A 19,448-nucleotide genomic window follows, 5' to 3' on the forward strand; every position below is an offset into this window, starting at 1 on the left:
CCGGCCGCGGCACGGCAGGCTCAACCCCGCGGAATCCGCCCGGACCGCTCCTCCAGCGGCCGCACCGCGCGCTCCAGCCGCTCGCCCGCGGCGGCCAGCGCCTCGGTGCCGGCGGCGACCTGACGGGCCAGTTCCCGGGCGGCCGCCCAGACCCGTACCGCCGGGACGGCGAGCACCAGGAGGCCGGCGGTCGACAGGCCCACCGCGCAGAAGACCCACCAGACGGATGTCATACGTGCAACCTCATCGTGCGCACACCGCCGCCGGTGAGGAGTTCGACGATGCGCTCGCCGGCCGGCTTGCGCACCGTCTCCCCGCACAGCGGGCAGCTGAAGGAGTAGAAGGTGGTGCGGGCCGAGCCTCCGATGGCCAGCCGCAGCGCGGCCGCGGCCAGTTCGAAGCTCTCCCGGCAGTGCGGGCAGCCGGCCCGGAAGAGCACCGGTCCTGCGGCCGGCGGTGGGCATGCGGCGGCTGTGGTCATCGGCGGTGTCCTCACTCCCCGTAGCCCGCGAGCGCCTGGACCGCTGCGTCCCGTGCCTGGGCGGCCAGCGCGGCGGGCGCCACGATCCGCCCGTCGCGGCCCAGCCGCAGCGCGAGCCGGCGCAGCGAGGCCGGGTCGGGGGTGCGCAGCGTGATCCGCAGGTCCCCGTCGGGAAGCTCCTCGGCGCTGTCGTGCGGGTAGTACTCGGCGACCCAGCGGCCGCCGGGACCGACCTCGATCACCACCTCGGGGTCGTCGCCCGCGGGCTGGACGAGTCCCTGCGACAGGTCGCGCGGCTCCAGCCGGGGCGGGTCGGACGGCTCGTCGAGCAGCCGGATCTCGGCGACCCGGTCCAGCCGGAAGGTGCGGCGGTCCTCCGAGAGCCGGCACCAGCCCTCGACGTAGGTGTGGCCGACCGCGAACAGCCGGATCGGGTCCACCTCCCGCTCGGTGAGCGCGTCGCGGGCCGGGGAGTAGTAGCGCATCCACAGCCGGCGGCGCTCGGTGATGGCCCGGTCGACGGTCGCGAAGACGCTGCCCTCGGACTCGAAGGTCACCGACAGATGGGTGCTCGCGCCGGCCGCCTCGCCCGCCGCGGCCTCCAGCTTGGTGCCCGCCCGCAGCAGCGCCTGCCGGTCGCTGTCGCGCAGCCCCGGCAGGTTGGCGACCGCGCGGGCGGCGACCAGCAGCGCGGTCGCCTCGTCGGCGGCCAGCCGCAACGGCTGCGCGACGTCGTCCGCGGTGCCCGGGTTGTGCCACCAGATGCGCTCGCCGTCGGTGTCGATGTCCAGCAGGTCGCCGCCGCGGAAGCTGGTGCCGCACAGCGGCAGCACGTTGAGGTCGCCGATCAGCTCGGCCTCGGTGACGCCGAAGGCCCGCGCGACCTCGCTCACCCGGGCGCCGGGGCGCTCGCGCAGGTAGGTGACGAGCGAGAGCATCCTGCGGGTCTGGTCGATCGCGTTGCTCATGTCCCCTCAGCCCTTCGCCACCGCGCGCAGCCGGTCCACGACCTCGGCGCGCAGCTCCTCCGGCGCCAGCACCACCACGTCCGGCCCGAACTCGGCCAGCCAGGCGTCCAGGCCGTGCCCGTACGGGATCTCCAGCTCGTCCCAGTCGGCGTCGACCGGGGTGGCCGCGACCGCGCGGGCGCGCAGCGGGTAGCCGCTGTCCCGGCGCAGCCGGATACGGGCGGTGACGGCGGTGGCGCCGTCGCCGGCCCAGCGGGCCACCGCCTCGCGGACGTCGACGTGGTCGGGTACCGGTGCGAGCGCCGCGCCCCGGGCGCGGACCCGGCCGCTGATCCGGGAGAGCCGGAAGACCCGGACGTCGTCGCGGTCCCGGTCGTGCCCGGCCAGGTACCAGTGGCCGCGCCAGCACTCCAGCGCCCACGGCTCGACCAGCCGCGGCTCGGGGCGCGCCGCGTTGGCCTTGCGGTAGTCGAAGGCGACGGCGCGGCGCTCGCGGGTGGCCAGCATCAGCGCCTCGAAGGCCGGTTCCGGCGCGGGGACACGGGGTTCCAGCACGCTGCTCGCGTCCTCGAAGGGCACTCCGGCGGCGCGCAGCTTCTGCAGGGCGCCGCTGGCCGCCTCGGCGAGCCTGGCCTGCTGCCAGACCTTGGCGGCCAGGCTCAGTGCGGCCGCCTCCTCGGGGTCGAGCGCGATGTCCGGCAGCCGGTTGCGGTCGCTGCGGGCGAGGTAGCCGTACTCCCCGTCCAGGCTCTCCACGGTGTCGATGACCAGGCCGAGTTCGCGCAGGTCGTCCTTGTCGCGCTCGAACATCCGGTTGAAGGCGTCGTCGGAGGTGACCTCGTGGTACGCCTCGATGGAGGTGCGCAGCTCACGCTTGCTGATCGGGCGGCGGGTGTTCATCAGGCACAGCGCCAGGTTCATCAGCCGCTCGGCCTTGGCAATCGCCATCCGTACCCTTCGCCACCCCTCGTGTGCGCCCTTCGGGCACCGAACCTACCGCCAGCCGGGGCGCGGACCCAAACGAATGACACACGGGACGCGGACGGGGCGCGAGCCGCTCGCACGGCCCGCGCCCCGTCGTCCACGCCCCGTCGTCCGCACCTCCCCGGCTCACCGGTGAGCCGGGGAGGTGCGGAGGCGAGCGGACCGCTGTGTCAGACGCCCATCAGGTCGCAGACGAAGATCAGCGTCTCGCCGGGCTTGATCGCGGCGCCGGCGCCGCGGTCGCCGTAGGCCAGGTCGGCGGGGATGGTCAGCTGGCGGCGGCCGCCGACCTTCATCCCCTGCACACCCTGGTCCCAGCCGGCGATGACCTGGCCGACGCCGAGCTGGAAGCGCAGCGGGGCGCCGCGGTTCCAGCTGGCGTCGAACTCCTCGCCGCTGGAGAACGCCACGCCGACGTAGTGGACGGACACGGTGTCACCGGCCTTGGCGACGGGGCCGTCGCCCTCCCAGATGTCCTTGATCTCGAGGTCGGCCGGCGGCTCGCCGCCCGGGAAGTCGATCTCGGGCTTGTCGATGCTCAACGGAAACTCCTTGTGCGTTGCGGGCAACCGGGACAGTCTTGCAGGTCGTCCGCGGGGGTCAGAGCACCGCCAGGATGTCGAGGGTGAAGACCAGCGTGGCGTTGGCCGGGATGCCGCTGCCGCTCGGCGGCTGCGCGCCGTAGGCGAGGTCGGGCGGGGTCACCAGCATCACCCGGCTGCCGGCCTTCTTGCCCGCCAGTCCCTGCTGCCAGCCCTTGATCAGCTGGGCGAGCGGGAAGGCGGCGAGCTGGCCGTGCGCGTAGCTGGAGTCGAACTCCTTGCCGGTCGTCCAGACCACGCCCTTGTACTGGAGCAGCAGCGTGTCGCTGGCCTTGACCACCGGGCCGTCGCCCTCGATGACGTACTGCGAGACCAGCTTGGCGGGCGCCTTGACGCCCTTGGGCACGGTGATCGAGGGGGCCTTGCCGTCGGTGTTGGTGCCGACCTTGGGCAGCGAGGCGTTGCTCTGCGGCACGTCGGTGCCGGTCACCGAGCTCTTGGCGTTGAAGCGCTGCAGGACGTCGACGACGAAGACGAGGGTGTCGGTGCCCTTGATGCCGGCCTGCGCGTTGCCGGAGCTGCCGTAGCCGAGGGCCGGCGGGATGGCCAGCTGCACACGGCTCTTGACCTTCTGTCCGACCAGGCCCTGGTCCCAGCCGGGGATGACCTTCCCCTGGCCGATGATGTTGGTGTACGGGGAGCGGCCGAAGGAGGTGTCGAAGACCTTCGCGGTGCTCCAGATCTGCCCGAGGTAGTTCACCTGGATGTAGTCACCGGCGACGATCTTCGGCCCGTCCCCTGCGATGACCGTCTTGACCGCGAGGTCCTTCGACGGGGTGACGGTGCCCTTGGCGACGGTCGGCTTGGTGTCGAACGCGGTGCCCGCGGTGATCGCGGGGACCGGGCCGTCGACGATCTTCGGCGGGGCGGTGGGAGAGGCCGAGCCGGAGGGGGTGGAGCTGGTCGAGGGCGAGGTCGACGAGGCCGAGTCGCTGCCCTTGTCGTCGTTGCCGCAGCCGGCGGCGGTCAGCAGCAGGGCGGGCACGGAGAGCAGTACGGAGCGTCGGCGCACGGATTCCTCGTTACGGTCGGGTGCAGTCGTCGGGTGTGGGGCTGGCGGGTCACGAGTGCCGCCCCACACCCTACGGTGTGCCGTCGCGCCGTCACATACCGGCGATCAGCTTCTCCACCCTGTCGTCGACCGACCGGAAGGGGTCCTTGCACAGCACGGTGCGCTGCGCCTGGTCGTTGAGCTTCAGGTGCACCCAGTCGACGGTGAAGTCGCGGCGCTGCTCCTGGGCGCGGCGGATGAAGTCGCCGCGCAGCCGGGCCCTGGTGGTCTGCGGGGGCACCGACTTGGCCTCGAAGATCTTCAGATCGCTGCAGATCCGCTTGGCCTGGCCCTTGCGCTCCAGCAGGTAGTAGAGCCCGCGGCGCCGGTGGATGTCGTGGTACGCGAGGTCTATCTGGGCGACCCGGGGGTGGGACATGGTGATGTTGTCCCGGTTCCGGTAGCGCTCGATGAGCTGGTACTTCATCACCCAGTCGATCTCGGTGCCGATCTTCGCCAGGTCCCCGCTGCCGATCGACTCCAGGGTGCGGCCCCACAGTTCGAGCACCTGCTCGATGACGCCGCTGCGGATGCCGCGGCGCTCGCAGAACTCCACCGCTTTGGAGTAGTACTCCTGCTGGATGTCCAGCGCGGACGCCTCGCGCCCGGAGGCGAGGCGGACCTTGCGACGGCCGGTGATGTCGTGGCTCACCTCGCGGATGGCCCGGATCGGGTTCTCCAGGGTGAGGTCGCGCATCACGGTGCCGGCCTCGATCATCCGCAGCACCAGGTCGGTGGCGCCGACCTTGAGCAGCATGGTGGTCTCGGACATGTTGGAGTCGCCGACGATGACGTGCAGCCTGCGGTAGCGCTCGGCGTCGGCGTGCGGCTCGTCCCTGGTGTTGATGATCGGCCGGGAGCGGGTGGTGGCGGAGCTGACGCCCTCCCAGATGTGCTCGGCGCGCTGGCTGACGCAGTAGACGGCGCCGCGCGGGGTCTGCAGCACCTTGCCCGCTCCGCACAGCAGCTGCCGGGTGACGAGGAACGGAATCAGGATGTCCGCCAGCCGGGAGAATTCCCCGTGCCGGGCCACCAGGTAATTCTCGTGGCACCCGTAGGAGTTGCCTGCCGAGTCGGTGTTGTTCTTGAACAGGTAGACGTCGCCCGCGATGCCCTCCTCGTGCAGGCGGCGTTCCGCATCGACCAGAAGGCCTTCGAGGATGCGTTCCCCGGCTTTGTCGTGCGTGACGAGTTCGGTGACGTTGTCGCACTCGGGAGTGGCGTACTCCGGGTGCGAGCCCACGTCGAGGTAGAGCCGGGCACCGTTTTTCAGGAAGACGTTGCTGCTGCGGCCCCATGACACGACACGGCGGAAGAGGTACCGCGCCACCTCGTCAGGGGACAGTCGCCGCTGTCCCCTGAACGTACATGTGACGCCGTACTCGTTCTCCAGCCCGAAAATGCGGCGGTCCATGTCTGAACATTACGCCTGATGCGTGGTGCTGAAACGGGGTTCGGGGGCACGGTTTGGATCTTTTTCCGCACCGGTTTCGAGGTTTGCCGTCGTCAGGAATGCGCCGGTGGAGAGCAGTACGACCGCGGCGACCGCGCCGCCGCCTGTCGCGGCGCCGAATGCGGCCGCGGCCCCTCCGTGCTGCGCGGCCGCCCCGGCGACGGCCGTGCCGAGCGCCGAGCCGACCCCGACCGCGGTGACCACCCAGGAGAACGCCTCCGTCACGGTGCCCGCCGGGGCGTGCCGGTCGACCACCAGGAACGTGCACGCCAGGGTGGGCGCCAGGAACAGGCCGGAGAGCGCGGCGAGCGGCAGCATCCAGGGCAGGCCGGGGACCAGCAGCAGCGGCGGGTAGCAGGCCGCCAGGCCCAGCGAGAGCAGCCGCAGCCGCCGCTCGGGGGCGCCGGGCCAGCCGCGCGCGCCGTAGCCCAGGCCGCCGATCAGGGCGCCGGCGCCGTTGGCCGCCAGGACGTACGCGGCGGCCGGGCCGCCGCCGTGCGCGTCACCGTAGGCGACGGCGGCCAGCGCGATGGCGCCGAGCGCGATGCCGACGAAGAAGCAGGCGCCGAGGAGCACCGCGAGGCCGGGCGAGCGCAGCGCGCCGAGCCAGTGCGCCTCACGCGGCTGGGCCTGCCACGCGCGCGAGGGCGCCGCGGTGACCACCACGAGGGTGCCCGCCACGCCGAGCGCGCCGGTCAGCACGAGCGCGGCGGCGTGCGAGGCGGCGGCGACCGTCAGGGTGACCAGCAGCGGGCCGAGGGCGAACATCACCTCCTGCGCGGCCGCGTCCAGCGCGTACGCCCGCTGGACCCGGTCGTCGCCGTCCAGGACGTCGGGCCACAGCGCCCGCAGGCCGCCCTCCAGCGGCGGGGTGGCGACGCCGGCCAGCAGCACCGCCAGGACGGCGAGCGGCAGGGGCGCGGGGCCGGTGACGGCCAGCAGGGCGAATCCGGCGGCCGACAGCAGGGCCGCGGCGGTCATCACCCGCGGCTGGCCGCGCCGGTCCACCGCGCGGCCGAGCAGCGGCTGCCCGACCGCGACGGCCAGCCCGTAGAGCGCGGACAGGGTGCCCGCGACGCCGTAGCCGGCGCCCTGGGAGCGCAGGAACAGCACGATCGCCAGCGCGGCCATCGCGTTGGGCAGCCGGCCGAGCAGGGTGCCGCCCAGCAGCCGCGCGGCGTGCGGTGTGCGCAGCAGGTCGCGGTATCCGCCCGCCATGCCGGCCCCCTCTCGCGTCCGGTGTCGCACCGGGGCAGTGTTACGTATAACGTCCGTGCGTCATACGTACCATGTCGGCAGCTCGCGGGTCCACCCGCGGGAGGTGGCGAAAGGCGGGGACGACGGTGAGCGGGAGCGCGCGGCCGACGTCGCGGGACGTGGCGCGGGCGGCCGGCGTGTCGCAGGCGACGGTCTCGCTCGTGCTCGGCGGCAAGTGGCAGGGCCGGGTCTCGGAGCGGACCGCGGGTACCGTGCGGGAGGCCGCGGGCCGGCTCGGCTACCGGCCGAACCTGGCCGCCCGCAGCCTGCGGCTGGGCCACACCCGCACCGCGCTGCTGGTGGTGCCGGCGCTGACCCACGAGTACTTCGCCCGGGTCTACGCGGGCGCCGCCGGGGTGGCCGAGGAGCACGGCTTCGGGGTGGTGCTCTACCCCTCCCCCGAGGGCGTCGGCCCGGCCAGGGACCCGTTCGGCTCGGCGCGGGCGGCCATCGACGGCGTGATCGCGTCCTCCATGGCGGCCGACGCGCTGACCGGCATCGGCGGCGGGCTCCCCCTGGTGATGCTGGACAGCGACCCGGCCGACCCCGGGCCGCCCACCGTCAACCTGGCGGTCGCCGACGGCATCCGGCAGATCACCCGCCACCTGGTGGCCCTCGGCCATCGCCGCATCACCCATCTGGCGGCCGACGTCGACAGCTGGACGTTCCGGGTGCGGGCCGAGGCGTTCCGGGCGGCGCTGGCCGGGGTCGGCGGCGCCCGCCCCGGCGCCGAGCGCTGCGCGCTGGCGATCGACGCGGCCCGCGACGCCGCCGTGCGCGCACTGACCGGGCCGGGGCCGCGGCCCACCGCGCTGCTGTGCGACGGGGACGTGCTGGCGGCGGGGGCCTGCAAGGCCGCCCGCGCCCTGGGCCTGCGGGTGCCCGCGGACCTCTCCGTCTCCGGCTTCGACGACCTGTCGCTGGCCACCGCGCTCGACCCCGAGCTGACCACGGTGCGGCTGCCGGCGGAGGCCGTCGGCGCCGCCGGCATGCGGGCGCTGCTGGCCCGTCTGGGGGCCGCGCCGGCGCGGGACGCCGGTGAGCGGGTCGTCGAGCTCCCGGTCGAGCTCGTGGTCCGCTCCTCCACCGGTCCCTGCGGGGGTTGAGCGGGCCCGCCGCCCCTGCCCCCTGCGGCCCTTCCCCGGGCCTCCCCCGGTGGCCGGCTGCTCGCGCCGTTCCCCGCACCCCCAGGGGGCGGGGACCCTCGTGGCCGCCACCCGGGCACCACCCGGGGGCGCTGCTCACCGCGCGGGACGTGCACCACCCAGGGGTGCGGGGAACGGCGCGACCCGCCGGCGCGGACGGGTGGTCCGGACACGAGCCCAGGGGCGCGGAGAGCCCAGGCACTCCCCAGGGAGGCTGCTCACCGCGCGGGACGTGCACCACCCAGGGGTGCGGGGGGGGTGGCGCGACCCGCCGGCGCGGACGGGTGGTCCGGACACGAGCCCAGGGGCGCGGAGAGCCCGGGCACTCCCCAGGGGGGCCGCTCACCGCGCGGGACGTGCACCACACAGGGCCGCGGCGGGGCGGGGTGGGCGGAGGCCGGACCGCACTCGGGGGGCCGGGGGCCGGTCCCCGGGGGCGCCTCGGGGGGAGACCCGGTGCGCGCCCCCGGAGGGGGCTACTCGTCGTCGGAGGGGTCGTCCGTCTTCGTGGTCGCCGCGCTCTCCGTCTCCAGCAGACGGGACAGCTGGCGGCCCAGGATGCGCCGGAACTTGCGCTGCTGGGGGCGGGTGCGGTCCAGCACCGCGACCTCCAGCTGCTCGGCGGTCAGGCGGCGGTCGCCGCCGTTGTTGTCGCGGCTGAGGGACTCCACGGCCAGCGCCAGCGCCTCGGCGAGCGTCATGCCGTCGCGGTGCCGCTGGTCGAGGTAGCTGCCGATCTGGTCGGAGTTGCCGCCGACGGCGACCGCGCCGTGCTCGTCGACGATGGAGCCGTCGTGCGGGAGCCGGTAGATCTGGTCGTCCTCAGGGGCCGCGCCGACCTCCGCGACGATCAGCTCGACCTCGTACGGCTTCTCGCCGACGCTGGAGAAGATGGTGCCGAGCGTCTGTGCGTAGACGTTCGCCAGGCCCCGCGCGGTCACGTCCTCGCGGTCGTAGGTGTAGCCGCGCAGGTCGGCGTAGCGGACGCCGCCGATGCGCAGGTTCTCGAACTCGTTGTACTTGCCGACCGCCGCGAAGGCGATCCGGTCGTAGATCTCGCTGACCTTGTGCAGGGCGCGGGAGGGGTTCTCGGCGACGAAGACGATGCCGTCGGCGTACTGCAGCACGACGACGCTGCGGCCACGCGCGATGCCCTTGCGGGCGTACTCGGCGCGGTCGGCCATGGCCTGCTGGGGTGAGACGTAAAAGGGCGTGGACACCGGCTAACCGTGCCTTTCTGCTGTCGGCGCTGGGGCGCCCCCAGGCCCGGCGGGCGGTTGGGGGAGGGTCGGGACGTACTCCAGGTGACCGGCCGTCACAGCACCTCGGCCTGTGGGCCGTCGGGGTGCTCCAGCCGTCCGTCCAGCACCGACCGGGCGATCTCGGAGACCTCAGCCTCGGGGAGGCGGCGGAAGCCCTCCTCGGTGATGACCGAGATGATCGGGAAGATCCGGCGGGTCAGGTCGGGACCGCCGGTGGCCGAGTCGTCGTCCGCCGCGTCGTAGAGCGCCTGGATGACCGCGGTGACGGTCTGCCGCTCGCTGAGGTCCTTGCGGTAGAGCTTCTTCAGCGCACCCCGGGCGAACACCGAACCTGAGCCGGTGGCCGCGAAGCCCAGCTCCTCGCTGCGGCCGCCGGTCACGTCGTACGAGAAGATGCGGCCCCTCTCGCGCTCGGTGTCGTACCCGGCGAACAGCGGGACCACGGCCAGCCCCTGCAGGGCCATGCCGAGGTTGCCCCGGATCATCGTGGACAGGCGGTTGGCCTTGCCCTCCAGGGAGAGCGTCGCCCCTTCGATCTTCTCGTAGTGCTCCAGCTCCAGCTGGAAGAGCTTGACCATCTCCACGGCCAGGCCCGCGGTGCCGGCGATGCCGACCGCGGAGAACTCGTCCGCGGGGAAGACCTTCTCGATGTCGCGCTGGGCGATCACGTTGCCCATGGTGGCGCGGCGGTCGCCGGCGAGGATCACGCCGCCGCCGAAGACGGCGGCCACGATGGTGGTGCCGTGCGGAAGTTCCACGGCGCCCTTGAGCGGCGGCAGGGTGCGGTTGCCCGGCAGCAGTCCGGGCGAGTGGTCGCCCAGGAAGTCCAGGAAGGACGAGGAGCCGGGGGTCAGGAAGGCCGCCGGCAGACGCCCGGTGGTGCTGCGAGTGTTGGCTTCCACGCGATTCCTTCCACACGATCTTGGCAGACGGTACGGACCATACCCGCGGCCCGGAAATCCATCCGCCCCGCGGTCCATGGGGCTGCGGGGCGGACGGAAGGGTGAGCGGCTACTCGCCGCCCTTCTGGACGAACGACCGGACGAAGTCCTCCGCGTTCTCCTCGAGGACGTCGTCGATCTCGTCGAGGACGGAGTCCACGTCGTCCGAGAGCTTTTCCTGGCGTTCCTTGAGGTCGTCGGTGGCCTGGGCGTCCTGCTGGACCTCCTCGACCTCCTCGGTGGAACGCGTCGCCCGCTGCTGTCCGCCGTCGCTGTCCTTCGTGGCCATGTCCCTCACCCCGCTCGGTTGCGTGACCTACAAGATCAGACCCTACAAGGAGGGTCCGACTGTGGCCCTCGAATACTCAACGTCCGAGTGCTACCCGGTTGATTCCCGGTTCGCGGCCGTTTCAGCCGCACTCGGGCGAAGATCGTGGATCAGCCCCTGTTCAGCGGCCGGTCAGCCGCCGGAGAGGATGCGTACCAGGTCCTCGGCGGTGCGGCAGCGGTCGAGCAGCTCCTTGACGTGCTTGCGGGTGCCGCGCAGCGGCTCCAGGGTGGGCACCCGCTGCAGGGAGTCGCGGCCGGGCAGGTCGAAGATCACCGAGTCCCAGGAGGCGGCGGCCACGTCGTCGGCGTACTGTTCCAGGCAGCGGCCGCGGAAGTAGGCCCTGGTGTCCTCCGGGGGCTTGTCCACGGCCCTGAGCACGTCGGGCTCCTGCAGGAGCCGCTGGATGCGGCCGCGGGCCACCAGGCGGTTGTAGAGCCCCTTGTCGGGCCGCACGTCGGCGTACTGCAGGTCGACCAGGTGCAGCCTGGCGGCGTCCCAGCCGAGCCCGTCGCGGCGCCGGTAGCCCTCCAGGACCTCCCGCTTGGCCACCCAGTCCAGCTCGCCCGCCAGGCTCATCGGGTCGTTCTCGAGCCGGTTGAGCACGTCCTCCCAGCGGGCGAGGACGTCCTTGGTCTGGTCGTCGGCGTCCGCGCCGTACCGCTCCTCGGTGTACTTGCGGGCCAGCTCGAAGTACTCCATCTGGAGCTGCACCGCGGTCAGCGTGCGGCCGTTGCGCAGTGTGACGAGCCGTTGCAGCGTGGGGTCGTGGGAGACCTCGTGCAGGGTCCTTACCGGCTGGTCCACCGCCAGGTCGACCTTGATGAAGCCGTCCTCGATCATGGACAGCACCAGGGCGGTGGTGCCCAGCTTGAGGTAGGTGGAGATCTCGGAGAGGTTGGCGTCGCCGATGATGACGTGCAGCCTGCGGTACTTCTCGGCGTCGGAGTGCGGCTCGTCCCTGGTGTTGATGATGGGCCGCTTGAGGGTGGTCTCCAGCCCGACCTCGACCTCGAAGTAGTCGGCGCGCTGGCTGATCTGGAAGCCGTCCTCGTGGCCGTCCTGGCCGATCCCGACCCGGCCCGCACCGGTGACGACCTGCCGGGAGACGAAGAACGGCGTCAGGTGCCGCACGATGTCCGAGAACGGGGTCTCCCGCTTCATCAGGTAGTTCTCGTGCGTGCCGTAGGAAGCACCCTTGTTGTCGGTGTTGTTCTTGTACAGGTGGATGGGCTGGGCGCCGGGGAGCTGGGCGGCGCGCATCGCAGCCTCGGCCATGATCCGCTCGCCGGCCTTGTCCCAGAGCACCGCGTCCAGCGGGTTGGTGATCTCGGGCGAGGAGTACTCGGGGTGCGCGTGGTCGACGTAGAGCCGCGCGCCGTTGGTCAGGATGACGTTGGCCAGGCCGATGTCCTCGTCGGTGAGCTGGCTGGAGTCGGCCCCCTCGCGGGCGAGGTCGAAGCCGCGGGCGTCCCGCAGCGGATTCTCCTCCTCGAAGTCCCAGCGGGCGCGGCGCGCCCGGTGCATCGCCGCCGCGTAGGCGTTGACGATCTGGGATGAGGTGAGCATGGCATTGGCGTTCGGGTGGCCGGGGACGGAGATCCCGTACTCCGTCTCGATGCCCATTACTCGCCGTACGGTCATGCGGCCCTCCTTGCCCGGCTCCGGCCCGGTCCAGACCGGAAAACACACCGGCCGCGGGGTACCCGCTGTCGGGGCCCCGCAGCCGGAGGGTAGTGCTTACAGATACTGTCCGGTGTTCGCCACGGTGTCGATGGAGCGTCCGGTGTCCGCCCCCTGCTTTCCGGTCACCAGGGTGCGGATGAACACGATCCGCTCGCCCTTCTTGCCGGAGATCCGCGCCCAGTCGTCGGGGTTGGTGGTGTTCGGCAGGTCCTCGTTCTCCTTGAACTCGTCGACACAGGCCGCGAGCAGGTGGGAGACGCGCATGCCGCGCTGGTCGTGGTCGAGGAACGCCTTGATCGCCATCTTCTTGGCGCGGTCCACGATGTTCTGGATCATCGCTCCGGAGTTGAAGTCCTTGAAGTACAGGACCTCCTTGTCACCGTTGGCGTAGGTGACCTCCAGGAAGCGGTTCTCCTCGGTCTCGGAGTACATCCGCTCGACCACGGACTGGATCATCGCGTCCACCGTGGCGGCCGGCGACCCGCCGTGCTCGGCGAGGTCCTCGCCGTGCAGCGGCAGCGTGTCGACCAGGTACTTCGAGAAGATGTCCTTGGCCGCCTCGGCGTCGGGCCGCTCGATCTTGATCTTCACGTCCAGGCGGCCGGGCCGCAGGATCGCGGGGTCGATCATGTCCTCGCGGTTGGAGGCGCCGATCACGATGACGTTCTCCAGGCCCTCCACACCGTCGATCTCGGCGAGGAGCTGCGGGACGATGGTGTTCTCCACGTCCGAGCTGACACCGGAACCGCGGGTGCGGAAGAGCGACTCCATCTCGTCGAAGAAGACGATGACCGGAGTGCCCTCCGACGCCTTCTCGCGGGCGCGCTGGAAGACCAGGCGGATCTGCCGCTCGGTCTCGCCCACGTACTTGTTCAGCAGCTCCGGGCCCTTGATGTTGAGGAAGTAGCTCTTGCCCTGCGGCTGTCCCGTCACCTCGGCGACCTTCTTGGCCAGCGAGTTCGCCACCGCCTTGGCGATGAGCGTCTTGCCGCAGCCGGGCGGGCCGTACAGCAGCACGCCCTTGGGCGGCCGCAGTTCGTACTCCTTGAACAGGTCGGCGTGCAGGTAGGGCAGTTCCACCGCGTCGCGGATCTGCTCGATCTGGTTGCCGAGACCGCCGATCTGGCGGTAGTCGATGTCCGGGACCTCTTCGAGGACGAGCTCCTCGACCTCGCTCTTGGGCACCCGCTCGTAGACGTAGCCGGAACGGGGCTCCAGCAGCAGGGCGTCGCCGGCCCGCAGCGGGACGTCCGACAGGGTGTCCGCGAGGCGCACCACGCGCTCCTCGTCGGTGTGCCCGATGACCAGTGCGCGCTCGCCGTCCTCGAGGACCTCCTTGAGGGTGACGATGTCGCCGACGCGCTCGAAGGCCATGGCCTCCACCACGTTCAGCGCCTCGTTGAGCATCAGCTCCTGGCCGCGCCGGAGCTCGTCGAGCTCGACGGACGGGCTGACGTTCACCCGGAGCTTGCGCCCGCCGGTGAAGATGTCCGCCGTGCCGTCGTCGTTCGCCTGCAGGAAGACGCCGAATCCGGCGGGCGGCTGCGCGAGCCGGTCGACCTCCTCCTTGAGGGCCACGATCTGGTCGCGGGCCTCGCGGAGGGTGTTCGCCAGCCGTTCGTTCTGCGCGGACACGCCTGCCAGGTTGGTCTGCAGCTCGACGATCCTCTCTTCGAGAATCCTCGTGTGCCGCGGAGAGTCGGCGAGCTTGCGTCGCAGGACGGCGATCTCCTGCTCAAGAAAGGCGACCTGGCTCATGGGATCTTCCGATCCACGAGCGGGTCGGCCGCCACGGTTCATGTCGTCGTCGTGGGCCGCCACGGTCCTCACCTCCTCCAAGGGGAGCTGGACGTTTCCAGACCCTACCTGGGCCAGGTGGGGTTGAAACCCCTAGATCACAAAGACGATCGCGGTGTGTCCGATCTTCACCCTTGCGCACGTCCCTTCGCCACTGAGATACCCGCCGATCTCCATCCGAAAGCCGCCGGTTGTATCGTCGTTTGGGTCAACCACCGCCGAAGGCGGTTGCTTCCCGAACGAGGAACGGCAGGCGAGGGGTTCCGTGAGCGACGAGAAGACCGAGGCTCTCGAGGTCTGGATCGACCAGGACCTGTGCACGGGCGACGGGATCTGCGTGCAGTACGCGCCCGAGGTCTTCGAGCTGGACATCGACGGGCTCGCCTACGTGAAGGGCGAGGACGACGAGCTGCGGCAGTCCCCTGGTGCCACGGTACCCGTCCCGGTCACGCTGCTGCAGGACATCGTGGACTCGGCCAGGGAGTGCCCGGGCGACTGCATCCACGTGCGGCGCTCCGCCGACCGCGTCGAGGTCTACGGCCCCGACGCGCCGTGAGCCGACGCGCCGTGGACCGCGCGGGCCGCTGAGCGGGCGGCCCCACCGGGGCCGCCGGGTCAGATGCTGTTGGCCGCGGGCCCCGGGATCGCCACGTACCGCCCGCCGCGCCACTCCCAGGAGTACGTGCGCCGCAGGTCGGGGCAGCAGCGCGGGGTGGTGTCGGAGGAGAAGCCGAGCACGGTGGCCCGGACGGTGCGGCCTTCGAGCCGGAAGTCGGCGATCTCCCGGTCGTCCTCGGGCCTCACCAGGGTCTCCACGATCCGCGGGGCGTCGCCGGGGCCGGCCGGCGGATCGAGCACGTAGACGCCGCTGGGCGGGGTGCCGGTGTCGGCGTGGCAGCGCACCACGACCACCGTCTCCGGCCGCCCGTCGCCGTCCAGGTCGCCGGACGCCTGGGCGATCACGTCCACCGCGACACCGGGACCGCAGGCCAGCGGGAAGCCGGCGGCTTTCGGGTCGGGCGCCGCGACCGGCGCGGCGGACGGCTTCGCGGAACGGCCGGGCGCCTTGGAGGACGCCGTGGACGAGGCGTCGGCGGGCTGCACCAGGGCGACGACGGCGACGATCGCGCCCAGCGCCGCGGCCGTGCTGAGCCAGTGCACCGCGCGGGCGCCGGTGTGCGGAAGGGCGGGGCCTGCGGACGGCTGCACGCGCCTGTCTCCTGGGGTCGATCTCCGGGGGGTGGCCAGCATCGTGCCATATCTCACACCGGGCGGGAACGGCGGGGTAGGTCGCCGAAGAGCGGGAAGACGAGGCCGCCGGCCGCCCCTGACGGGACAAACCGGCGGCGGCTCGGCGAAGTTGGCCGAAATCGCACACGCGCCCACGGCGCCCGCTCCCCCGGGCCGGGGTCCTCCGAGCCTCGGGGCCCGGGTCCTCCTGGCGTGGGCACCTGGGCGCCTCAGTCCTCCGAGGAGGCGCCCCCGCTGCCGCTGCCGCTGCCCGGCCCGGTGTAGTCCTCGCCGTACGCGCCCTTGGCGGGACGGCGGCGGCGCAGCGGCGGCTCGACGCCGTCGGCGAGCCGGCGGGCGGTGAGCAGGAAGCCGGTGTGCCCGATCATCCGGTGGTCGGGGCGGACCGCCAGGCCCTCCACGTGCCAGGTGCGGACCATGGTCTCCCAGGCGGCGGGCTCGTTGAAGGAGCCGTGCTCGCGGATCGCCTCGACGGTGCGGGCGAGCTGGGTGGTGGTGGCCACGTACGCGCACAGGATGCCGCCGGGCACCAGGGCCTTGGAGACGGCCTCCAGGCACTCCCAGGGCGCGAGCATGTCGAGGATGACCCGGTCGACGTCGGCGTCGCTCAGGTGGTCCTGGAGGTCGCCGACGGTGAGCTGCCAGGCGGGGTGCGGACCGCCGAAGTACCGCTCGACGTTCTGGGTGGCGATCTCGGCGAAGTCCGCGCGGCGCTCGTAGCTGTGCAGCATGCCGTGGTCGCCGATGGCGCGCAGCAGGAAGCTGCTGAGCGACCCCGAGCCGACCCCCGCCTCCACGACGCGGGCGCCGGCGAAGATGTCGGCCATCGCCAGGATCTGCCCCGCGTCCTTGGGGTAGACCACGGCGGCGCCGCGGGGCATGGACAGGACGTAGTCGGGGAGCAGCGGGCGCAGCGCGAGATAGGCGACGTTTCCCGTGGTTCGCACCACACTGCCCTCGGGGGCGCCGATCAGCTCGTCGTGCGGGAAAGCGCCCTTGTGGGTGTGGAACTGCTTTCCTGCTTCGAGCGTGAACGTGTAGTGGCGTCCCTTGGGGTCGGTGAGCTGGACCTGGTCCCCGACTCTGAAGGGCCCGCGTCGGCGGGCGGCACCGGTCGGTTCGGACATGGGAGCAGCCTACCCGTGCCGGACCGGCCGGCATTACGGAGTGTCGCGCGACATCGCGGCGAGGAAGGCCCGCTCGACGTCCGCGGTGGACAGCACCCCGTAGATCTCACCGGTCGGCTCGACGACGAGGTACTCGGTGGAGGGGGCCGCGCGCAGCGCGTCCAGCAGGTCCTCCCCGACCAGCTCGGCCGAGACGCGCATGCCGGGGGTGAGGTCCTGGGACAGGCCGCTCACCGCCACCCAGGGGCGGCGGTGCTCGGGGATCGAGACGATCGCCGACTCACGGACCAGCGCGGTCGGATCGCCCTTGCCGTCGACCACCACCAGGGCGCGGGCGCCGGCCTCGTTGGCCCGGCGCAGCGCCTCGGAGAGCGGGGTGTCGGAGTTCACCGGCACCGCGCGCCGGGTCAGGGTGCGGGCCCGCAGCGCCGGCAGCCGCTCGCGCAGCCGGGCCATCCGCAGGCTGTTGCCCGCCCCCGTCCAGATGATCGCGGCCAGGATGGCGGCGAGCAGCGCGTCGGTCAGCGAGTCGGCCCCCGAGGTGCTGCCGTCGCCGTTGATGCCCCCGCGGTAGGACAGCAGCGGCAGCCCGATCAGCACCGCGAGCGCCAGCGCCCGGCCGACCCAGGCGGCGGCGACGGTGCCGGTCATCGCCTTGCCGCTGATCTTCCACACCACGGCGCGCAGCATGCGGCCGCCGTCCAGCGGCAGGCCGGGCAGGAAGTTGAAGATCGCCACGATGAGGTTGCTGACCATCAGCCCGGCCAGCAGCACTCCGGGCACCGTGCCGCTCTCGACGAACTGCATGCCGCCGTAGAAGAGCGCGGCGAGGATCAGCGACAGCAGCGGTCCGACGAAGGCGAGCACGAACTCGCGGCCCGGTGTCTCCGACTCCTTCTCGATCTCCGAGACGCCGCCGAAGAACTGCAGCTGGATGCGGCGCACCGGCAGTTTGAAGCGCAGCGCGGCGACGGTGTGGGCGAGTTCGTGGATGAGCACCGAGGCGTAGAAGGCGACCGCGAAGAAGAGCGAGACGAGGTACCTGACCCGGCCGAGTTCGGGGAGCACGGTGTCCAGCTGCCCGCCGAAGACCCAGGTGATCAGCGCGGCGACCAGGAACCAGCTGGGGGCGACGTAGATCGGAACGCCGAAGAACCGCCCCATCAGGATGCCGCCGCCGGGTTCCCGTGCGGACCTGCCGGAGCCCCCGTCGCCCTCCGGGTCCCGGGTGCGGGCGTTCTCCGCCGGCGGCCGACCGCTCTCGCTCACTGGTTCCTCTCGATCGACGCACGCCCCTGTGGTGATCGTGCGGCACGAGGGGCTTCACGACCATGCTATTGCCCTGCGCGCGGCGGCGAGGGTGCGGCCGCCCGGCGAGGCCGCCGCTGTCGGTGGCAGGCCATAGGGTCAGGTGCCATGGAGATCCCCGCGCAGAGCCCGCCACCGGACGCCGCAGCGCCGCCGCAGGGCGTGCCGCGGGCCGGTGCGACCCCCGCGGCGGCGGCCGGCACGGCAGGCGGCGGGCGGGCCACGCCGCCGCGGCCGCCGTCGTCGCTGTCCCCCTCGCGGGCGGCGGACTTCATGCGCTGCCCGCTGCTGTACCGGCTGCGGGTGATCGACCGGCTGCCGGAGAAGCCGAGCCAGGCGGCGACCCGCGGCACCGTGGTGCACGCCGTGCTGGAGCGGCTCTTCGACGCGCCGGCCGCCGACCGCACCGCCGCGCGCGCCCGGTCGATGGTCGCCGGCGAGTGGGAGCGGCTGCTGGCGGCCCGCCCCGAGCTGGCCGGGCTGTTCGCGGCGGCCGAGGGCGCGGCGGACCCGGCGGCGCTGGCCGCCTGGCTGGAGAGCGCCGAGCGGCTGGTGGACCGCTGGTTCACGCTGGAGGACCCGACCAGGCTGGAGCCCGCCGAGCGCGAGCTGTACGTGGAGACGGTCCTGGAGTCGGGGCTGACGCTGCGCGGGTACGTGGACCGGCTGGACGTCGCGCCGGTCGGCGGCGACCTGCGGGTGGTGGACTACAAGACCGGCAAGGCGCCGCGCCCGCAGTACGCGGACGAGCCGCTGTTCCAGATGAAGTTCTACGCGCTGGTGCTGTGGCGGCTGCGCGGCGTGGTCCCGCGCCGCCTGCAGCTGGTCTACCTGGGCAGCGGCGACGTGCTGACGTACGACCCCTCCGAGGCGGACCTGCTGGCCACCGAGCGCAAGCTGCTGGCGCTGTGGGAGGCGATCACCGAGGCGACCCGCAGCGGCGACTGGCGGCCGCGGCGCGGCCCGCTGTGCGGCTGGTGCGACCATCAGGCGGTCTGTCCCGAATTCGGTGGGACTCCCCCGCCGTATCCCCTGGCGGATGTCCCGGGGGCGCGGCCGGCCGTGGGCCAGAATGGCACGGTCTAGACCGTGCCTGGTGAAGGAGTACCCGTGGCGATCCGCGTCCTGCTGGTGGACGATCAGCCTCTGCTGCGCACCGGCTTCCGGATGATCCTGGAGGCCGAGCCGGAGCTGGCCGTGGTCGGCGAGGCCGGGGACGGTCAGCAGGCGCTGGACCAGGTGCGGGCGCTGCAGCCCGACGTGGTGCTGATGGACATCCGGATGCCGAGGATGGACGGGGTGGAGGCGACCCGGCAGATCACCGGGCCCGACCGCTCGGGACCCGCCAAGGTGCTGGTGCTGACCACCTTCGACCTCGACGAGTACGTGGTGGAGGCGCTGCGCGCGGGCGCCAGCGGCTTCCTACTCAAGGACGCCCCGGCCGCGGAGCTGGTGCAGGCCATCCGGGTGGTCGCCGCGGGCGAGGCGATGCTCGCGCCGAGCATCACCCGGCGGCTGCTGGACAAGTACGCGGGCCGGCTGCCGTCCGGCGAGGACGCAGTGCCGCAGCCGCTGCACGCGCTGACCGAGCGCGAGGTCGAGGTGCTCAAGCTGGTCGCCCGCGGCCTGTCGAACGCGGAGATCGCCGCCGAGCTGTTCGTCAGCGAGACCACCGTGAAGACCCACGTCGGCCATGTGCTGACCAAGCTGGCGCTGCGCGACCGGGTGCAGGCCGCGGTGTACGCGTACGAGAGCGGCCTGGTGCGGCCCGGCGCGGGCTGAGCGCGCGCCGGGCCGGCCGGGGTCG

20 protein-coding genes are annotated in these 19,448 nt (G+C 72.6%); 4 read left to right on the forward strand and 16 right to left on the reverse strand.

Annotated elements, in window-relative coordinates; all coding sequences use genetic code 11:
• Positions 1 to 20 precede the first annotated feature (20 nt).
• From V2S66_RS21655 to V2S66_RS21690, 8 genes are all read right to left on the reverse strand, one after another.
• Entirely contained in the window at positions 21 to 233 is a 213-nt protein-coding gene (locus V2S66_RS21655; protein ID WP_330797569.1) for a hypothetical protein, read from the reverse strand.
• Positions 230 to 481 carry a hypothetical protein gene (locus V2S66_RS21660; protein WP_330797570.1) on the reverse strand — a complete coding sequence of 84 codons (252 nt, stop codon included), beginning with the start codon at positions 479 to 481 and terminating at the stop codon, positions 230 to 232. The genes V2S66_RS21655 and V2S66_RS21660 overlap by 4 nt, the downstream gene beginning before the upstream one ends.
• A gap of 11 nt (positions 482 to 492) precedes the next feature.
• Positions 493 to 1,449 carry a helix-turn-helix transcriptional regulator gene (locus V2S66_RS21665; protein WP_330797571.1) on the reverse strand — a complete coding sequence of 319 codons (957 nt, stop codon included), beginning with the start codon at positions 1,447 to 1,449 and terminating at the stop codon, positions 493 to 495.
• A gap of 6 nt (positions 1,450 to 1,455) precedes the next feature.
• Positions 1,456 to 2,397: a helix-turn-helix transcriptional regulator gene (locus V2S66_RS21670; RefSeq protein WP_330797572.1), complete on the reverse strand. Its 942-nt coding sequence runs from the start codon at positions 2,395 to 2,397 to the stop codon at positions 1,456 to 1,458.
• A 206-nt stretch (positions 2,398 to 2,603) separates the two neighbouring features.
• Positions 2,604 to 2,975, reverse strand: a complete 372-nt coding sequence (locus V2S66_RS21675) for an FKBP-type peptidyl-prolyl cis-trans isomerase (protein WP_330797573.1) — start codon at positions 2,973 to 2,975, stop codon at positions 2,604 to 2,606.
• Between the two features lie 58 nt (positions 2,976 to 3,033).
• Positions 3,034 to 4,047 carry an FKBP-type peptidyl-prolyl cis-trans isomerase gene (locus tag V2S66_RS21680; RefSeq protein WP_330797574.1) on the reverse strand — a complete coding sequence of 338 codons (1,014 nt, stop codon included), beginning with the start codon at positions 4,045 to 4,047 and terminating at the stop codon, positions 3,034 to 3,036.
• Positions 4,048 to 4,138: 91 nt separating this feature from the next.
• Positions 4,139 to 5,500 (reverse strand): Pup--protein ligase, encoded by a 1,362-nt coding sequence (gene pafA, locus V2S66_RS21685; RefSeq protein ID WP_330797575.1) that lies wholly within the window; start codon positions 5,498 to 5,500, stop codon positions 4,139 to 4,141.
• Positions 5,501 to 5,509: 9 nt separating this feature from the next.
• Positions 5,510 to 6,757, reverse strand: a complete 1,248-nt coding sequence (locus V2S66_RS21690; RefSeq protein ID WP_330797576.1) for an MFS transporter — start codon at positions 6,755 to 6,757, stop codon at positions 5,510 to 5,512.
• Between the two features lie 71 nt (positions 6,758 to 6,828).
• On the opposite strand from V2S66_RS21690, the gene V2S66_RS21695 reads away from it, so the two are divergent.
• The gene (locus V2S66_RS21695; protein ID WP_413966452.1) at positions 6,829 to 7,902 is read left to right on the forward strand and encodes a LacI family DNA-binding transcriptional regulator; all 1,074 of its coding nucleotides are present in this window, start codon (positions 6,829 to 6,831) and stop codon (positions 7,900 to 7,902) included.
• Positions 7,903 to 8,417: 515 nt separating this feature from the next.
• Here V2S66_RS21695 and prcA read toward each other — a convergent pair.
• The 5 genes from prcA to arc all read right to left on the reverse strand — a co-directional run bounded on the left by prcA (position 8,418) and on the right by arc (position 13,979).
• A complete protein-coding gene (prcA, locus tag V2S66_RS21700) occupies positions 8,418 to 9,161 on the reverse strand; it encodes a proteasome subunit alpha (protein ID WP_330797578.1) in 744 nt (247 codons plus the stop codon).
• A gap of 95 nt (positions 9,162 to 9,256) precedes the next feature.
• Entirely contained in the window at positions 9,257 to 10,105 is an 849-nt protein-coding gene (gene prcB / locus V2S66_RS21705; protein ID WP_330797579.1) for a proteasome subunit beta, read from the reverse strand.
• 109 nt (positions 10,106 to 10,214) lie between these two features.
• Positions 10,215 to 10,433, reverse strand: coding sequence for a ubiquitin-like protein Pup (locus V2S66_RS21710; protein ID WP_330797580.1), 219 nt, complete (start codon positions 10,431 to 10,433; stop codon positions 10,215 to 10,217).
• 171 nt (positions 10,434 to 10,604) lie between these two features.
• The gene (gene dop, locus V2S66_RS21715) at positions 10,605 to 12,116 is read right to left on the reverse strand and encodes a depupylase/deamidase Dop (protein WP_330797581.1); all 1,512 of its coding nucleotides are present in this window, start codon (positions 12,114 to 12,116) and stop codon (positions 10,605 to 10,607) included.
• A gap of 96 nt (positions 12,117 to 12,212) precedes the next feature.
• Complete coding sequence (arc, locus tag V2S66_RS21720; protein ID WP_330797582.1) at positions 12,213 to 13,979, reverse strand: proteasome ATPase; 1,767 nt, start codon at positions 13,977 to 13,979, stop codon at positions 12,213 to 12,215.
• A 241-nt stretch (positions 13,980 to 14,220) separates the two neighbouring features.
• Between arc and V2S66_RS21725 the strand changes: the two genes are divergently transcribed.
• On the forward strand, positions 14,221 to 14,511 hold the full coding sequence (locus V2S66_RS21725; protein ID WP_330797583.1) for a ferredoxin: 291 nt from the start codon (positions 14,221 to 14,223) through the stop codon (positions 14,509 to 14,511).
• A gap of 59 nt (positions 14,512 to 14,570) precedes the next feature.
• On the opposite strand, the gene V2S66_RS21730 is transcribed toward V2S66_RS21725, so the two are convergent.
• From V2S66_RS21730 to V2S66_RS21740, 3 genes are all read right to left on the reverse strand, one after another.
• The gene (locus tag V2S66_RS21730) at positions 14,571 to 15,164 is read right to left on the reverse strand and encodes a hypothetical protein (protein ID WP_330797584.1); all 594 of its coding nucleotides are present in this window, start codon (positions 15,162 to 15,164) and stop codon (positions 14,571 to 14,573) included.
• A gap of 251 nt (positions 15,165 to 15,415) precedes the next feature.
• On the reverse strand, positions 15,416 to 16,333 hold the full coding sequence (locus V2S66_RS21735; protein ID WP_330797585.1) for a tRNA (adenine-N1)-methyltransferase: 918 nt from the start codon (positions 16,331 to 16,333) through the stop codon (positions 15,416 to 15,418).
• A gap of 33 nt (positions 16,334 to 16,366) precedes the next feature.
• Positions 16,367 to 17,602, reverse strand: a complete 1,236-nt coding sequence (locus V2S66_RS21740) for a site-2 protease family protein (RefSeq protein ID WP_330797586.1) — start codon at positions 17,600 to 17,602, stop codon at positions 16,367 to 16,369.
• Between the two features lie 147 nt (positions 17,603 to 17,749).
• Between V2S66_RS21740 and V2S66_RS21745 the strand changes: the two genes are divergently transcribed.
• Positions 17,750 to 18,727, forward strand: coding sequence for a RecB family exonuclease (locus V2S66_RS21745; RefSeq protein WP_330797587.1), 978 nt, complete (start codon positions 17,750 to 17,752; stop codon positions 18,725 to 18,727).
• 24 nt (positions 18,728 to 18,751) lie between these two features.
• The gene (locus tag V2S66_RS21750) at positions 18,752 to 19,423 is read left to right on the forward strand and encodes a response regulator transcription factor (RefSeq protein ID WP_330797588.1); all 672 of its coding nucleotides are present in this window, start codon (positions 18,752 to 18,754) and stop codon (positions 19,421 to 19,423) included.
• The last annotated feature ends 25 nt before the right edge of the window (positions 19,424 to 19,448 follow it).

The sequence above is a fragment of the Actinacidiphila polyblastidii genome, from assembly GCF_036353415.1.
In the GTDB taxonomy this organism is placed as follows: domain Bacteria; phylum Actinomycetota; class Actinomycetes; order Streptomycetales; family Streptomycetaceae; genus Actinacidiphila; species Actinacidiphila polyblastidii.